Below are 15,054 nucleotides of genomic sequence, written 5' to 3' on the forward strand. Positions count from 1 at the left end.
CCGGGCCATGGATGGCCCGTCGCGGCGGCCCGCGGAGCCGTGCCGGAGTGCGGGCATGCCGAGCCTAGGCGAGGCACCGAGTGGTAGGGCAAAGACCTTTTGGTTACTTTTGGGGCGTTTGCCAAAAGTGACCCGCTGTAAGAGCGGAACCATAAGCCGCCGTTACCGCAGCAACGGATATGTACTCGATCAACCAACCAACCAACCCAAAACCCAAGCCCAAATAAAAGGCCTCGAACTAGCGAGGCCTTTTATTTGGGCTTCAATCTCTTCAACTCTGTGGCCTCATCCCTTGGGACATCCCAAACATGAACAACAACAACTCATGATCAGGCTTGGCCGCGACACCGACCTTGGCGATCCGCGGCATCGGGCATTGCTGCCCGACACCCTGCACCGCACTGAGAACTTGTGTCCGGGGCTGCTCCCAGGCAGCCAGGGCCAGGGCAGCTATGCCCAACGCCCCCAACAGAAACAAACCTCGTGCAATTTCTAGCTTCATTACGTTAAACCCTTGATAGCGCTGCCAAACGCCGTCTCGTAAAAGTAGCTCAGTTTTTGCCAGTCCGTAGCATTCCACGACGAATGGCGGCGCAACTGCAACATGTCATGCCGGGCCGCCCGCAAAGCGGTCAAGCGCTGCCGGCACTTCTCGAAATCCAGCAACGCCACCTCAACCTTCGCCGCGTCACCCTCACCCGTCACCCGCACAAAGATATGCTTGATATACAGGCAACCATGCTGCCAACGCCCCTTGTGCATCCGCGCCAACGTACCAGCCAGTTCCTTGAGCAAACGCTCATGCACCAACTCGCCATACTGCTCACGACCACCGGCGGCGTACCAGTTTTCAATCTCGTCGAAACCGTCCAGCGACGCCGTCACCAACAACGCCTTCCATTGGTGCTCAGGATCGCGACGGGCCTCGCAGAACACCAACTCCGGTACGCGTACATCCAGCAAGCGCAGGCCCTTCAGGGCGTCACGCTCACGCAACACAGTGGGGCGCCCAAACGGATGGAGCCAACTACGGTAGATATGACCGGTCTGGCGCTTGCTGTAGAGCAAACGCCCATTGGTGCCCGTTACCCGTTGCACACCACTTTCACCGCCACGACGACGATTGGGCTCTTCGACCCACTCGCCCTGCTGGCGCCAGAAATAATCAAATCGCTCTTCGGGAGCTACTTCACTACCTGGTAAACACTCGACAGCCATCCTGTTACCTCTTGCGCAATACATACACTCGCCACATGGCGTAGAGCGGTATGAAGTCCAGGGATTCCTGAACACGGAAACCGGCCTGCTCAAACTCTGCCTCAACAGTAGCAGCCGGTAACACAAACCGATTTTGGTAACCTTCCTGCTCACCCTTGTTGCGACGCCGCACTTCGGCACGCTTGCGTTTCCACGCCTTGAAGTTGCCGTCCACCCACAGCGAGATAATCACGCTGTCACGGGTAACACGCTGAAATTCGCGCAGTATTGCCAGCCTGTGCTCGGGGTCACCAATGTGGTGCATCAAGCGCATGCAGAAAATACTGTCGACCGCATTATCTGGCAAATCGATATCAAAGGCAGACGTTTGCAAGGGGCGTACCCGTTTCACCACATCCGCCGGTTGGGCGACGGTGGCAATCTTCAACATCGACGCGGAGTTGTCGGCGCCGATGATCACGCGGTTGGGCTTTTCTGCCAGCAACGGCCAGAAACGCCCGGCACCACATGGCAGGTCCAGCACCAGGCCAGGCTCACCGGCCATGGCCAGCGCACCACGGGCCAATTGCTCGTCGCGTTTGTGGGACAACCGGCGAGCCAGATTGTCCTGATGTTTGAGTAAATAATTCTGCGCGTGCTGATCGTCGTACTTTTCGGAAAATTCGAGCTTGATCGGGGTAGGCATCACCGGGTCTCCAGTTACTGATGCCTACAACCTTAAAAAGAATCCTGTGATCAACAGGTCAACACGTTGTGAAAAACTTGTCCTGTCGAATCGTATACATTACAAAACTTTGCAGACACAAGTCGTGGCATGGTGCCATCTTCGGCGAAAATGAGGAAGTCTGCCGCAGCTTAGCGGCAGGGCAGGCATCAAGCTTTGACCTGACTCAATTCGACGTGAAAGCGGCAGCCGTTGGGCTCCATGGTGCTGAGGCTGACGCTCCAACCCTGGTTCTCGCAGATGCGCTGAACCAAGGACAAACCCAGGCCAAGGCCTTCACCGCGCTTTTCACTGCCACGCACAAACGGTTCGAACATCGCTTCGCGCTTGTCCTCGGGAATGCCCACGCCAGTGTCTTCCACCACAAAACCGCTCGGTTCCAGGGTAAGGCGGATCAAGCCATGCTCGGTGTAGTGCAGGGCATTACGCAACAGGTTGCCCATGACCGCGTGCAGGAAGGTCGCGTTGTAGCGGGTATCCAGTGGATTGCCCGGTTGATAGATCAGCTCCAGGCCTTTGCGCTCGATCGGCTCACGCCAGATCCCCAGCAGGTCCTCGGCCACCTGGGCCAGGTTGGCCTGGGGCGACATGCCGGCCTCCTCGCGCTGGGCACGGGCCAGCATCAGGAAGGTCTGCACCAGTTCGCGCATTTCTTCACAGGCCCGCGCAATGCGCTCGACCTGCTTGCGGCCGCGCTGGTCAATCGCGGGGTTCTCCAGCAACAGTTCGCAGGAGCTGGCGAGCACCATCAGCGGGGTGCGCAATTCGTGGCTCACGTCACTGGTAAACAGCTGCTCCCGGGACAACGCCTGGCGCAAGCGGCCCAGGGTTGCATCAAAGGCCACGGCCAGTTCACCGACTTCATCGGCCGCATAATCCGGCGCCAGCGGGGGTGCCAGGCCAAGTAATTGGTCGCGATGCCGCACCTGGCGGGCCAGGCGTACCACCGGCGCCATTACCTTGCGCGCCAGTACCCAACCGAGAAATACCGCCAGCGCCAGGCTGAGTACAAACCCCACCAGCACGACAGCAAACAGCACGCGCTCGCGCTCTTCGAAATCGCTCTGGTCTTGCAGCAGGACATAACGGCGACCGTCGACGATTTCGACCATTGCGTGGTAGGAAAGCTGTTCGCGGAACACCTCGTGAAAACCGGCGTCGAGGTGGCGCAAGTCCTTGGGCAGTTCAAAATCGCCGGGGCCGCCGCTGAAGTAGAACAACTGGTCGGGCTCGGGGCGATGGCTCCAGTCCTCGACGCTGTCCATCAGCAGCAGCCGTTGCAAGTCACCGCCCAGGCCTGCCGATATGAGTTTTTCTTCCACCAGGTGCACCGTTGCGACGATGCCCATGGCGAAGGCCCCCGCCACCAACGCGCTCATCAAGGCGAAGGCGATGATGATCCGTTGGGCAAGGCTTTGCTTAAACTCCATCACGACCCTCGGCCAGGCGATAACCCACACCGTGCACCGTTTGCAGCAACGGCTTGGCGAAGGGTTTATCAATCACCTGACGCAGTTGATGGACATGGCTGCGCAGGCTGTCGCTGTCCGGGCAGTCATCGCCCCACAGGGCTTCTTCGAGAATCTCACGGCGCAATACATGCGGGCTTTTCTGCATCAGCACCGCCAACAGCTTCAGGCCGACCGGGTTGAGCTTGAGCAGGCGCCCTTCGCGGGTGACTTCCAGGGTGTCGAGGTCGTAGTTCAGGTCACCCACTTGCAAGGCACGGCGCCCGCCGCCCTGGGCACGACGCAGCACCGCTTCGATACGCGCGGCCAGCTCCGACAGCGCAAACGGCTTGAGCAGGTAGTCATCGGCGCCGGACTTGAAGCCCTGCAGCCGGTCATCCAGTTGGTCGCGCGCAGTGAGCATGATCACCGGCGTGTCCCGGCGCGCGTCTTCACGCAGGCGTTTGCACAGGGTGTAGCCATCAATGCCAGGCAGCATGATGTCGAGCACGATCAGGTCGTAATGTTCGGTGGCAGCCAGGTGCAGGCCCGACAAACCGTCCTGCGCACAGTCTACGGTGTAGCCCTTCAGCCCCAGGTAATCGGCCAGGTTGGCCAGAATATCGCGGTTGTCTTCAACCAATAAAATTCGCATGGGCAGTGTCTCCGTACGCGGTAACGGCCGTGTTGGCTCGCGCAGCTTAAGGCCAAGTATGGCTCACGGCTAGGCCTGAAGGCCGCGCCGATTACTGTTTTCAACCGATTGCGAGACTTAACGAGTTTTTCACTATAGGTTCACAAGCTGACTACAGTGTCAGCGCGAAGATCGCGCCCATCGAAAATAAGGAACGTTGACATGGGTTTTCCAAAAACGGCGCCAATGCGCTATTTGCTGTTGGTGACCGGTGCCTGGCTGGTGGTTTTTCTACTGACCCGCAGCGTGCTGCTGGTAACCCATCTGGATGAGGTGAGCGGTAACCTGCTGCCGGTATTCGGCGTGGGCCTGCTCTATGACCTCGGCTTCCTCGCCTATGCCGCCCTGCCCCTGGGCCTGTATTTGCTGCTGTGCCCACCGGGGTTGTGGCGCCGTCGCGGCCATCGCTGGTTCCTGCAGGCGGTACTCACCGTCAGCCTGTTCGCCATGCTCTTCACCAGCGTGGCCGAATGGCTGTTCTGGGACGAGTTCGGCGTGCGCTTCAACTTCATTGCCGTGGATTACCTGGTCTACTCCAAGGAAGTGCTGAACAACCTGCTGGAGTCGTATCCGATCGGCAAGCTGCTGAGTCTGCTGGCCGTGATGGCGATCGTCTTGAGCGTGGTCTTGCGTAAACCGTTCAACGCGGCCATGGACGCGCCGTTGCCTGCGATGCGCAAGCGTCTGCTCAGTGCCCTTGGCCTGTTGCTGGTGGCCGGCCTGAGCCTGCAACTGATCAACCAGGACAGCCCGCGCAGCCAGGGCGGTAACGCCTACAACAACGAACTGGCCAGCAACGGCCCCTATCAGTTCTTCGCCGCCTTCCGTAACAACGAACTGGACTACACCCAGTTCTACAAGAGCCTGCCGGCGGATGTAGTCGCCAAGCAGTTGCGCGCCGAACTCAGCGAGCCCAACGCACGGTTTATCGGCACGGATCCGCTGGATATCCGTCGCGCCATTACCAACCCCGGCACGCTGCGCAAACCCAACATCGTGCTGGTGACCATCGAAAGCTTCAGTGCCAAGTACATGGGCAGCAACGGCGACCCGAATAACCTCACGCCCAACCTCGATGCGCTGCGCAAACAGAGCCTGTACTTCAATAACTTCTACGCCACCGGCACCCGTACCGACCGTGGCCTGGAAGCCATCACCCTGGCCATCCCGCCAACGCCCGGGCGCTCCATCGTCAAGCGTATCGGCCGGGAAAGCGGTTTCGGCAGCCTCGGCCAGCAGCTCAACGCCATCGGCTACGACAGCGTGTTTGTCTACGGCGGCCGGGGCTACTTCGACAACATGAACGCGTTTTTCAGCGGCAACGGTTACCGCGTGGTCGACCAGAGCAGCGTGCCCGAATCCGAAATCAGCTTTAAAAACGCCTGGGGCATGGCCGACGAAGACCTCTATAAACAGACGCTGAAACTGGCGGACGCCGACTACGCCAAGCAGCAACCATTCCTGCTGCAACTGATGACCACCTCCAACCACCGTCCATATACCTACCCGGCTGGCCGCATCGATATCAAATCCGGTGACGGTCGCGACGGCGCGGTGAAGTACACCGACCATGCCATTGGCCAGTTCCTGGAGGCGGCGCGCCAGAAACCCTGGTTCGACAACACGATCTTTATTTTCGTCGCCGACCACACGGCGGGCAGCGCCGGCAAGGAAGACCTGCCGATGGTCAATTACCAGATCCCGCTGTTCATCTACGCACCCAAGCTGGTAGACGCCGGCGAGAACGCGAAGCTGGCCAGCCAGATCGACCTCGCCCCGACCCTGCTGGGCTTGCTGAACCTGAGCTACGAGTCGACGTTTTTTGGCCGCAACCTGCTGCAGGACAACCCGCTGCCGCCACGGGTAGTGGTCGGCAATTACCAGTACCTGGGGTTGTTCGACGGCAAGGACCTGGCGATTCTCAGCCCGCGCCAAGGCTTGCGTCGGCATGACCAAGCCCTGGGCGACAGCCACGAAATCCGCGTTGGCAGCGATGACCCGTTGATCCAGCGGGCCATCACCTACTACCAGGGCGCCAGTTATGACTACAAGCAACAATTGCTGAGCTGGAGGGTGCCCAAGGACGAGGTTCCCCAAGTGAGTACACGCTAACCAGAATGCCCCGGCCAGGTCTGACCGGGGCTTTTTTTAGAGTCTGAGTTCGCCATGCAAGCAATCGCTGTTCGTCCGCTATCCCAACCCCTCAACTTCTGGTTGTGCCTCGGTGTGCCTGCCGTTCTGGCGGTGGCCATGTTGCTGCTGGAGCTGACGTCGCTGGACATGGACATCGCCAGGCTGTTTTACGACGCGTCCGAAGGCGGCTTCGTGGGCCGGCACAGTTTTTTTCTGGAGGACATTCTTCACGATCGCGCCAAGCAGATGGTGATCGTGTTTTCGGTGCTGGCAATCGCCGGGCTTGCCGGGGCCTTTGTCTTTGAGCGACTCAAACCCTATCGCCGGGAACTGGGCTGCCTGGTGCTGTCGCTGGCACTGGCCACCTCGTTCGTTTCACCGTTGAAGACGGTGACCGGGGTGCAATGCCCGTGGAGCGTCAAGGAGTTTGGCGGCCAGGAGACGTACAGCGAACTGCTGAGCCCCAGGCCGCCGACCGACAAGCCTGGCCGTTGCTGGCCGGGCGGACATGCGGCGACCGGGTTTGCGCTGTTTGCGTTGTTTTTTGCCCTGAGGGATCGCCGACCGCGGATGGCGCGCTCGGCGTTCCTGTTTGCGCTGGGCCTGGGCACGGTGCTTTCGGTGAGCCGCACGATGCAAGGGGCGCACTTTCTTTCCCACAACGTGTGGACGGCAATTTTCAGCTGGCTGATTTGTTTGGGCGCCTATTACTTCCTGCTGTACCGGCCGGTGAAAACACCGCAGCCCGCCTTCCGCAAGCAGCCCGTGACGCCGTGATGAACAGCCCTTGCCTAGCCGGGGGCAAGGGCGCAACACTCTGCGCACTTTTTGGCAACGATCCTGCTGAGCCATGTCCGATACCCTGTTGCTGATCGAAGACGACCTGCCCCTGGCGGCACTGACGGCCGAGTTCCTGCGCGCCGAAGGCTTTACCGTCGCAGTGGAACACCGTGGCGACCACGCCGCCCAGCGTATCCAGGATGAACAACCGGCACTGTTGATCCTCGATGTGATGCTGCCGGGCATCGACGGTTTTACCCTGTGCCGACAGATTCGCGACCACTACCCCGGGCTGATCCTGATGATGACGGCCCTGGACGAGAACGCCGAACAATTGGTGGGGTTTGCCGCCGGGGCCGACGACTACGTGGTCAAGCCGATCGACCCGCAACTGTTGCTGGCAAGGATCCGCTCGCTGCTGCGCCGCCATCCCCAGGCACCTCGCAGCTACTATCAGTGGGGCGCTTTTCGGCTGGACCTGAACAACCACTTCGCCTGGCTTGGCGAGGCGCCCTTGCAGTTTTCGGTGGCCGAATTCGAGTTGCTCGCCATCTTTGCCCGCCATTGCGGCGTATTGCTCACCCGGGAAAAGCTGCTCCAGCGCCTGCGCGGCCTGGAGTACGACGGGCTGAACCGATCGATTGATATGCGGGTGTCGCGCTTGCGCAAAAAGCTGATGAGCCTTGCGTGCCCCGTGACCATCCAGACCATCACGGCGCAGGGATACCTGTTCGTCGAAATCCCGACGGGGAGCCAGCATGCTGTCTAAAGTTCGCCCGTGGATGGCCATCGCGGCCGGCACCAGCTGGGCCGCCCTCACTTTTTACCTGTTGTGGTTGTGCTCGAACGCCTCGGTGTTTATCGGGGACTACAGTTTTCTGCGGCTGATGGCCGGGCCGGGTTATCTGGTTGCCGAGCAACTCAAGGCCTTGCCCGCCGAACAACGGGAGGCGCGCATCGAGTCACTGCAAGCACGCTTTCAGTACCCGGTGAGCCTGGTGAAAAAGGATGATATCGAGCTGCCGCCTGAAGCTATTGTGATGCTCGACCACCATCAGCCGGCGCAGAACAGTGATGAGGACGTCACCTACTTCCCGCTGGACGATGACACGGTGATTCAATTCGGCCCCTTGTGGGGAACCGCCGAAGTGAAGGACCTGCTGCAATATCCGGTGTACTGGGTGACCGCCTGTGTCGCCGGCCTGCCGGTACTGCTGTTTCTCTGGATTGCCCTGCGTGCCCGGCGCAAATACACCCATGACCTCGATGCCCTTAATGCCTGCATTGCTACCCTCGCCCGCTCGCCCAACACGCTGCTGCCCGCGATGAGCCAGGAGTGGGCGCCGCTGCTGCTGACCTTGCAACGGCACGCGCTGGATATCAGCTCGATGGGCGAACGCCACCGGGAGGTTTCCCAGGCGGTGTCCCACGAACTGCGCACACCCCTGGCGCGGATGCGTTTTGCCCTGGCACTGCTGAGTAAAAGCGCCGACCTCGACACCCGCACCCGCCTGCAAGAGCGCCTGCACACCGATATCGAAGAGCTGGAGTCGCTGGTTCGCGCCAGCCTCGCCTTTGCCCGGCTGGCCGATGCACCCAGCGACCTGCAGCATGAGCCAATCAACATCCATGCTTGGCTGCAGCAGGAGTTTGCCCTGCTGGACGGGCACCATCGCTTGCTGACCCTGGACACCGACCCGGCCGACCTGGAACTGATCGGCGACCGCGCCTTGCTGCATCTGATCGTGCGCAACCTGTTAAGCAACGCCATTAACTACGCCCGCGAACGGGTGAACGTCAGCGCTGCGTGCCAGGGCCAGCACCTGGTGCTGCATGTGGATGATGACGGCCCGGGCGTACTGCCGGAAAACCGCGAAAAGATCTTCGAACCCTTCGTGCGCCTGGCCATGGGCGGCGACGAGCCCAGCGGATTTGGCCTCGGCCTGGCACTGGCCAAGCGCGCCACCCACTGGCACGGTGGTGAGCTGTCGATCACCCGCAGCCCGTTGGGCGGCGCACGCCTGACCCTGACCCTCGCACTGCGCCCGGCCTAGGCTGTTACAGCCTGTGACAGTGGAACATCCGCGCTGCCGCTAACCTCGCGACCTTGCCCTTTGGATCAGGTTGGAGAGTCAGCTCATGCGTCACCCTAGACGGCATCTGCCCACGCTGCTGTTATCACTGTGCATGGCCGCCGGTTCATGGTCAGGCGGCGTTGCGGCCCAGAATGTCCACGCGCCCTACTACCCCGGCACCATCCTGCCCAATCGCCAGCCCCAGGCGACCATGGATCAACAACTGGTCACGTTCTACAAGGACTGGAAGGCGGTTTACCTGTCGGGGGAATGCGGCAGCGGCCGGTATTTCATCAAGGTCAACGCCGACCACAAACCCGTGGGTGGTGGCGCCGCGCCCAACACCATCACCGTGTCCGAGGCCCATGGCTACGGCATGCTGCTCACTGTAATGATGGCCGACTACGATGACCAGGCCCAACGGACTTTCGACGGCATGGTGCGCTACTTCCAGGATCACCCGGCAGCGTCCGATCCCGGCCTGATGGCCTGGAACCAGACCGAGGGATGCGGCGACTCCACCGACCCTTTCCGTGGTGACGTCAGTGCCACCGATGGCGACCTGGACATCGCCTACGCCCTGTTGCTGGCCGATCAGAAATGGGGCAGCGAGGGCTCCATTGACTATCGCAGCGAGGCCAACACGGTGATGGCGGCGATCATGAAACACGAGGTGCACCCCAGGACTCAGCACCTGATGCTCGGCGACTGGGCCGGTACCGACGGTGACGCAGAGCTTGAGTACACCACCCGCAGCTCGGACTTCATGCAGTCGCACCTCTACAGCTTTTTCACCATGACCGGGGACAAGCGCTGGCAGGCGGTGCGCGACAAGACCTATTCGATCATCAGCGACTTTACCCAGCGCTACAGTGCCAAAAGCGCTTTGGTGCCGGACTTCATCAGCCACCTGGACACCTCGATCACCCCGGCGCGGCCCGAACTGGTGGAAGGCCCATACGACGGCGGCTACTCGTGGAACGCCGCCCGCTACCCGTGGCGCATCGGCCTGGATTACCTGATGTACGGTGACCCTCGCGCGCTGTACACCTTGACCACCTTCAACCGCTGGGCACGCGCCACCACTCGCGATGAGCCGGGCAACTTCAACAGTGGTTACCGGATCGACGGCAGTGCCATCGAGGAAGCGCAGAATGAGCCGGCCTTTGTGGCGGCACTCGGGGTCAGCGCAATGATCAACCCCGACAATCAGCTGTGGCTCAATAACCTTTGGGACAACCTGCAACGCCGGTCCATCCGTGACCATGACTACTACGGCAACACCCTCAAACTGCTGGGCATGGTGGTCATGTCCGGCCATTGGGAGCGGCCCCAACCGGCGCCCCTCAAAAAAACCGCACACGTGCCTGTCCATCCGTCATCCGGCTCTGCGGCACCGGGACCCGTGGCATCTTTGCCGCCCGCCTCGCACCTGATGCTGGCTCGCGGCTTCATGTTCAAGAAACTGCTGGGGCGTCGCGGCGTCAGCTGAGGCGTGCGCGTAAAGAGAGACGCGGAGCGTCCCTGGCGGCATTCCCACGCAGAGCGTGGGAACGATCAGCATAAAAAAACCCCGCCTGCATCGCTGCAGGCGGGGTTTTTCAGTATCGGGGTAAGGCTGGCTTACATCATGCCGCCCATGCCGCCCATACCGCCCATGTCTGGCATACCGCCGCCAGCTGGAGCATCTTCTTTGATCTCGGCGATCATTGCTTCAGTGGTGATCATCAGGCTGGCAATCGACGAAGCCGCTTGCAGAGCCGAACGAGTCACTTTAGCCGGGTCCAGGATGCCCATTTCGATCATGTCGCCGTATTCGCCGGTAGCAGCGTTGTAACCGAAGTTACCCGAACCCTGCTTGACCTTGTCGACCACTACGCTTGGCTCGTCGCCGGAGTTGGCAACGATCTGGCGCAGAGGTGCTTCAACAGCACGACGCAGCAGAGCGATACCGACGTCTTGGTCAGCGTTGTCGCCTTTGAGCTCGGAGATAGCCTGCAGAGCGCGAACCAGTGCCACGCCACCGCCAGGTACCACGCCTTCTTCAACGGCTGCACGGGTAGCGTGCAGGGCGTCTTCAACGCGGGCTTTCTTCTCTTTCATTTCAACTTCGGAACCCGCGCCAACCTTGATCACTGCAACGCCGCCGGACAGCTTGGCCAGACGCTCTTGCAGTTTTTCACGGTCGTAGTCGGAAGTGGTATCAGCCACTTGAGCGCGGATCTGGGTAACACGTGCCTGGATGTCAGCTTCAACACCGGCACCGTCGATCACGGTGGTGTTTTCCTTGGTCACGGTGACGCGCTTGGCATTACCCAGGTGTTCCAGGGTAGCGCTTTCCAGGCTCAGGCCGATCTCTTCGGAGATAACGGTACCGCCAGTCAAAACAGCGATGTCCTGCAGCATGGCCTTGCGACGATCGCCGAAACCAGGTGCCTTGACAGCAACCACTTTCACAATACCGCGCATGTTGTTCACAACCAGAGTCGCCAGGGCTTCGCCTTCAACGTCTTCGGAAACGATCAGCAGTGGGCGACCGGCCTTGGCAACAGCTTCCAGAACTGGCAGCAGTTCACGGATGTTGGAGATCTTTTTGTCAACCAGCAGGATCAGCGGGCCGTCGAGCTCGGCGGTCATGGTGTCTGGCTTGTTGACGAAGTACGGGGACAGGTAGCCACGGTCAAACTGCATGCCTTCAACAACCGACAGTTCGTTTTCCAGGCCCGAGCCTTCTTCAACGGTGATCACGCCTTCTTTACCGACTTTTTCCATGGCTTCGGCAATGATGTCGCCGATGGAGCTGTCGGAGTTGGCCGAGATGGTGCCGACCTGAGCGATTGCCTTGGTGTCAGCGCATGGCTTGGACAGGGACTTCAGCTCTTTGACAATGGCGATGGTCGCCTTGTCGATGCCGCGTTTCAGGTCCATCGGGTTCATGCCGGCAGCGACGGCTTTCAGGCCTTCGTTGACGATCGACTGAGCCAGAACGGTAGCGGTGGTGGTGCCGTCACCTGCGTCATCGTTGGCACGGGAGGCAACGTCTTTGACCAGCTGCGCGCCCATGTTTTCGAAGCGATCTTTCAGCTCGATTTCTTTGGCGACGGAAACGCCGTCCTTGGTGATGGTCGGAGCGCCGAAGCTCTTCTCGATGATCACGTTACGGCCTTTAGGGCCCAGGGTCGCTTTTAATGCGTCAGCCAGGACGTTCACACCGGCGAGCATTTTCTTACGGGCGGAATCGCCGAATTTAACTTCTTTAGCAGCCATGATCGATATTCCTTAAATACTTTGTAGTAACGGGAAGATGAACGGGGAAATCAGCCTTCCAGAACAGCGAGAATCTCGTTCTCAGCCATTACCAGCAGGTCTTCGCCGTCGACTTTCACAGTGTTGCTGCCGGAGTAAGGGCCGAACACAACCTTGTCACCCACTTTCACAGCCAGCGCACGTACTTCTCCGTTTTCCAGGGTCTTGCCTGGGCCAGCAGCGACAATCACACCGTGGTTGGCTTTTTCAGCAGCCGAACCTGGCAGCACGATACCGCCAGCGGTTTTCTTTTCTTCTTCACTGCGACGGATGACGACGCGGTCATGCAGAGGACGAAGCTTGCTCATTGTCGATCTCTCCTAATTGTGTTTTTCATCGGCCGGTGTCAATTCCGGCTAGTTAAATTCCGGCGGTGCCGGTCGCGGTTCGCGGCGCGAAACGCGGAAGTCTGTCTGGTGTCGCCACCAGAAACCTTGCGGTGACCGTTACATAAGGGCGCATAAGCTTATTACAAGGGTACCGAGATGAAAATTTTTGTGTCGGGGGGCGTCTTCAAAAGCCGCACGGCACCCGCGGGTGCCGTGCCAGTGAGGGGATTACTTGGGGTCGCGGTGTTCGAACTCGCCTTCGATCACGTCACCCTCACGCCCCAGGGGCTGGCGCGGGGCCGGGCCGCCACGGGGTTGCAGGTCGTCGGCAAAGGCGCGCTGGCGAATGGCAGCCTCTTCGGCACGCTGGCGCATCTTGCCCGCCAGCACTTTGCGGGTGAACGGCAGCAACATCACCAGGCCAACCACATCGCTGATAAAGCCCGGCAGGATCAGCAGGCCACCGGCCAATGCCATCATCAGGCCTTCGAGCATGGTCTGGGCTGGCAGCTCGCCGCGATTCAGGCTTTCACGGGCGCGCAGCGCCGTGGCCAGGCCGGCGACGCGCAGCACCAGTACGCCGAGCATCGAGCCGAGAATGATCAGCAGCAGCGCCGGGAAAAACCCGATTGCCCCGCTGACTTGTACGAATACGAACAGCTCAAGCACCGGAAACAACAAAAAAAGCAACAAAAAAGGGCGCATCAAATGGTTCCTCAACGCAAGAATGCCTTGCTACTTCACCTTAGATGACGTCGCCGTTTCGTGAATTCAAGCTTCAGCGGCTGCTTTTTTCGGCCAGACCTCGGCGTGAGCCAGGAAAACCAAGGCTTCGCGTACTTGTGTCGGCGTGTTGCAAGGCTCGGCAAAGGGCAGCCAGTAGAGGGCCTGGCCAATGCGCAAGTGCATGCCTTCGCTGTCGATACCGGCCAGTTGCGCAGGCTCGGAGGTCGGCAGGCCGGCCAGTTCGACATAGTGGGCAATCGCCTTGGTGTGGTCGCTGTTCATGTGCTCGACCATGCTCAGCTCGGCCTTGCCGGCAAACGGATTGGCCAGGGTCAGTTGGTCGACCCAGTGGATCGCGCCGAACCCGCCGATATAACGATGGCGCACCGGCTTGAGCACCCAGAAGTCAAAATCATGGGCCTTGTGGTAGTTCGCCGAGTCCGGGAAATAGCGGTAATAACGCTCGGCGGCGGCTTCAATCGCAGCGCCGTCTTCGAGCTTTTCGGCCTCGGCGAGGTAGGTCAGACGCCCTACCGCTTGCACGTCGTCGGCCTCACGCTCACCGACCAGCAACGAGCACTTGGGGTCTTTCTGCAGGTTATGGGTGTGCTGGGCGATACGGCTGATCAGGATCAGCGGCCGACCCTCGGCGTCCAGGCAATACGGCACCACCGAGCCAAACGGGAAACCGGGCATGGCCTTGGACAAGGTGGCGAGTGCCCCACGGTATTCCTTGAGCAGTAGTTCTCGGGCATTCTTGGCAACGTGCGCGCTCAACTTATGACTCCTTCGATAAATTTCGTCAAAAAAAAACCTGGATAGCCGCTTAATTCTGCCCACAGGACTTGCGAATGCATCTCAACGACAAAGTAATCATTATCACCGGCGGTTGCCAGGGTTTGGGCCGCTCCATGGCCGAGTATTTTGCCGCCAAAGGTGCCAACCTGGCGCTGGTGGACCTCAATCAGGAAAAACTCGACCAGGCGGTGGCCGCCTGCCAGGCCCATGGGGTGAAGGCACGCGCCTATCTGTGCAACGTGGCGAATGAAGAGCAGGTGACCCACACCGTGGCACAGATCGCCGAAGACTTCGGTGCGATCAACGGCTTGATCAACAACGCCGGGATCTTGCGTGATGGCTTGCTGCTCAAGGTCAAGGACGGCGAGATGACCAAGATGAGCCTGGCCCAGTGGCAGGCGGTGATCGATGTCAACCTCACCGGGGTGTTCCTGTGCACCCGTGAGGTGGCGGCGAAAATGGTGGAGCTGAAGAACCAGGGCACCATTATCAATATCTCGTCGATCTCGCGGGCCGGCAATGTCGGGCAGACCAACTACTCCGCCGCCAAGGCCGGTGTAGCGGCCGCCACTGTGACCTGGGCCAAGGAGCTGGCGCGCTACGGCATCCGCGTGGCGGGCATTGCACCGGGGTTTATCGAGACCGAGATGACCCTGGGCATGAAGCCCGAGGCCTTGGAGAAGATGACCGCCGGCATTCCCCTCAAGCGCATGGGGCGGCCTCAGGAGATTGCCCATTCAGCGGCGTATATCTTCGAGAACGACTACTACACCGGGCGGATTCTGGAAATGGACGGCGGGTTACGCCTTTAATTACCAGGCGG

At 60.3% G+C, this 15,054-nt stretch carries 15 protein-coding genes; 6 read left to right on the forward strand and 9 right to left on the reverse strand.

Features of this window, described 5'->3' with window-relative positions:
* Positions 1-271: 271 nt before the first annotated feature.
* The 5 genes from ACIOMR_RS15575 to colR form a co-directional block, all read right to left on the reverse strand.
* A complete protein-coding gene (locus tag ACIOMR_RS15575) occupies positions 272-502 on the reverse strand; it encodes a hypothetical protein (protein WP_008433604.1) in 231 nt (76 codons plus the stop codon).
* Positions 502-1,218: a lipopolysaccharide kinase InaA family protein gene (locus tag ACIOMR_RS15580; protein WP_023659223.1), complete on the reverse strand. Its 717-nt coding sequence runs from the start codon at positions 1,216-1,218 to the stop codon at positions 502-504. Before ACIOMR_RS15580 ends, ACIOMR_RS15575 begins: the two co-directional genes overlap by 1 nt.
* 4 nt (positions 1,219-1,222) lie before the next feature.
* Entirely contained in the window at positions 1,223-1,903 is a 681-nt protein-coding gene (locus tag ACIOMR_RS15585; RefSeq protein WP_008433602.1) for a class I SAM-dependent methyltransferase, read from the reverse strand.
* 188 nt (positions 1,904-2,091) lie between these two features.
* Entirely contained in the window at positions 2,092-3,372 is a 1,281-nt protein-coding gene (locus ACIOMR_RS15590) for a HAMP domain-containing sensor histidine kinase (RefSeq protein WP_008433601.1), read from the reverse strand.
* Positions 3,362-4,045, reverse strand: a complete 684-nt coding sequence (gene colR / locus ACIOMR_RS15595; RefSeq protein ID WP_003208587.1) for a two-component system response regulator ColR — start codon at positions 4,043-4,045, stop codon at positions 3,362-3,364. Before colR ends, ACIOMR_RS15590 begins: the two co-directional genes overlap by 11 nt.
* Positions 4,046-4,246: 201 nt before the next feature.
* On the opposite strand from colR, the gene ACIOMR_RS15600 reads away from it, so the two are divergent.
* The 5 genes from ACIOMR_RS15600 to ACIOMR_RS15620 all read left to right on the forward strand — a co-directional run bounded on the left by ACIOMR_RS15600 (position 4,247) and on the right by ACIOMR_RS15620 (position 10,564).
* Entirely contained in the window at positions 4,247-6,196 is a 1,950-nt protein-coding gene (locus ACIOMR_RS15600) for an LTA synthase family protein (RefSeq protein WP_177041818.1), read from the forward strand.
* A gap of 54 nt (positions 6,197-6,250) precedes the next feature.
* Positions 6,251-6,994: a phosphatase PAP2 family protein gene (locus ACIOMR_RS15605; RefSeq protein WP_087695318.1), complete on the forward strand. Its 744-nt coding sequence runs from the start codon at positions 6,251-6,253 to the stop codon at positions 6,992-6,994.
* 73 nt (positions 6,995-7,067) lie between these two features.
* Complete coding sequence (locus ACIOMR_RS15610; RefSeq protein WP_401195073.1) at positions 7,068-7,766, forward strand: response regulator transcription factor; 699 nt, start codon at positions 7,068-7,070, stop codon at positions 7,764-7,766.
* Positions 7,756-9,051 carry a sensor histidine kinase gene (locus ACIOMR_RS15615; RefSeq protein ID WP_401195076.1) on the forward strand — a complete coding sequence of 432 codons (1,296 nt, stop codon included), beginning with the start codon at positions 7,756-7,758 and terminating at the stop codon, positions 9,049-9,051. The genes ACIOMR_RS15610 and ACIOMR_RS15615 overlap by 11 nt, the downstream gene beginning before the upstream one ends.
* Before the next feature lie 85 nt (positions 9,052-9,136).
* Positions 9,137-10,564 (forward strand): glycosyl hydrolase family 8, encoded by a 1,428-nt coding sequence (locus ACIOMR_RS15620; RefSeq protein WP_401195079.1) that lies wholly within the window; start codon positions 9,137-9,139, stop codon positions 10,562-10,564.
* A 131-nt stretch (positions 10,565-10,695) separates the two neighbouring features.
* On the opposite strand, the gene groL is transcribed toward ACIOMR_RS15620, so the two are convergent.
* From groL to ACIOMR_RS15640, 4 genes are all read right to left on the reverse strand, one after another.
* A complete protein-coding gene (gene groL / locus ACIOMR_RS15625; protein ID WP_401195082.1) occupies positions 10,696-12,339 on the reverse strand; it encodes a chaperonin GroEL in 1,644 nt (547 codons plus the stop codon).
* A 50-nt stretch (positions 12,340-12,389) separates the two neighbouring features.
* Entirely contained in the window at positions 12,390-12,686 is a 297-nt protein-coding gene (gene groES, locus ACIOMR_RS15630; protein ID WP_017846112.1) for a co-chaperone GroES, read from the reverse strand.
* Between the two features lie 249 nt (positions 12,687-12,935).
* Complete coding sequence (locus ACIOMR_RS15635) at positions 12,936-13,412, reverse strand: FxsA family protein (protein ID WP_003208601.1); 477 nt, start codon at positions 13,410-13,412, stop codon at positions 12,936-12,938.
* A gap of 66 nt (positions 13,413-13,478) precedes the next feature.
* Complete coding sequence (locus tag ACIOMR_RS15640) at positions 13,479-14,210, reverse strand: HugZ family protein (RefSeq protein WP_003208603.1); 732 nt, start codon at positions 14,208-14,210, stop codon at positions 13,479-13,481.
* A gap of 74 nt (positions 14,211-14,284) precedes the next feature.
* On the opposite strand from ACIOMR_RS15640, the gene ACIOMR_RS15645 reads away from it, so the two are divergent.
* A complete protein-coding gene (locus ACIOMR_RS15645; protein WP_401195087.1) occupies positions 14,285-15,043 on the forward strand; it encodes an SDR family oxidoreductase in 759 nt (252 codons plus the stop codon).
* The last annotated feature ends 11 nt before the right edge of the window (positions 15,044-15,054 follow it).

Origin of the sequence: Pseudomonas sp. NPDC087814 (genome assembly GCF_044742865.1) — a bacterium.
Classification (GTDB): Bacteria; Pseudomonadota; Gammaproteobacteria; order Pseudomonadales; family Pseudomonadaceae; genus Aquipseudomonas.

Excerpts from the sequence above, each read along its gene's own strand:
- ACIOMR_RS15580 (WP_023659223.1), bottom strand. The coding sequence starts at position 1,218 with ATGGCTGTCGAGTGTTTACCAGGTAGTGAAGTAGCTCCCGAAGAGCGA.
- groES (WP_017846112.1), bottom strand. The coding sequence starts at position 12,686 with ATGAGCAAGCTTCGTCCTCTGCATGACCGCGTCGTCATCCGTCGCAGT.
- ACIOMR_RS15645 (WP_401195087.1), top strand. The coding sequence starts at position 14,285 with ATGCATCTCAACGACAAAGTAATCATTATCACCGGCGGTTGCCAGGGT.
- ACIOMR_RS15615 (WP_401195076.1), top strand. The coding sequence starts at position 7,756 with ATGCTGTCTAAAGTTCGCCCGTGGATGGCCATCGCGGCCGGCACCAGC.
- ACIOMR_RS15610 (WP_401195073.1), top strand. The coding sequence starts at position 7,068 with ATGTCCGATACCCTGTTGCTGATCGAAGACGACCTGCCCCTGGCGGCA.
- ACIOMR_RS15635 (WP_003208601.1), bottom strand. The coding sequence starts at position 13,412 with ATGCGCCCTTTTTTGTTGCTTTTTTTGTTGTTTCCGGTGCTTGAGCTG.
- ACIOMR_RS15600 (WP_177041818.1), top strand. The coding sequence starts at position 4,247 with ATGGGTTTTCCAAAAACGGCGCCAATGCGCTATTTGCTGTTGGTGACC.
- ACIOMR_RS15620 (WP_401195079.1), top strand. The coding sequence starts at position 9,137 with ATGCGTCACCCTAGACGGCATCTGCCCACGCTGCTGTTATCACTGTGC.
- ACIOMR_RS15605 (WP_087695318.1), top strand. The coding sequence starts at position 6,251 with ATGCAAGCAATCGCTGTTCGTCCGCTATCCCAACCCCTCAACTTCTGG.
- groL (WP_401195082.1), bottom strand. The coding sequence starts at position 12,339 with ATGGCTGCTAAAGAAGTTAAATTCGGCGATTCCGCCCGTAAGAAAATG.
- colR (WP_003208587.1), bottom strand. The coding sequence starts at position 4,045 with ATGCGAATTTTATTGGTTGAAGACAACCGCGATATTCTGGCCAACCTG.
- ACIOMR_RS15585 (WP_008433602.1), bottom strand. The coding sequence starts at position 1,903 with ATGCCTACCCCGATCAAGCTCGAATTTTCCGAAAAGTACGACGATCAG.
- ACIOMR_RS15590 (WP_008433601.1), bottom strand. The coding sequence starts at position 3,372 with ATGGAGTTTAAGCAAAGCCTTGCCCAACGGATCATCATCGCCTTCGCC.
- ACIOMR_RS15575 (WP_008433604.1), bottom strand. The coding sequence starts at position 502 with ATGAAGCTAGAAATTGCACGAGGTTTGTTTCTGTTGGGGGCGTTGGGC.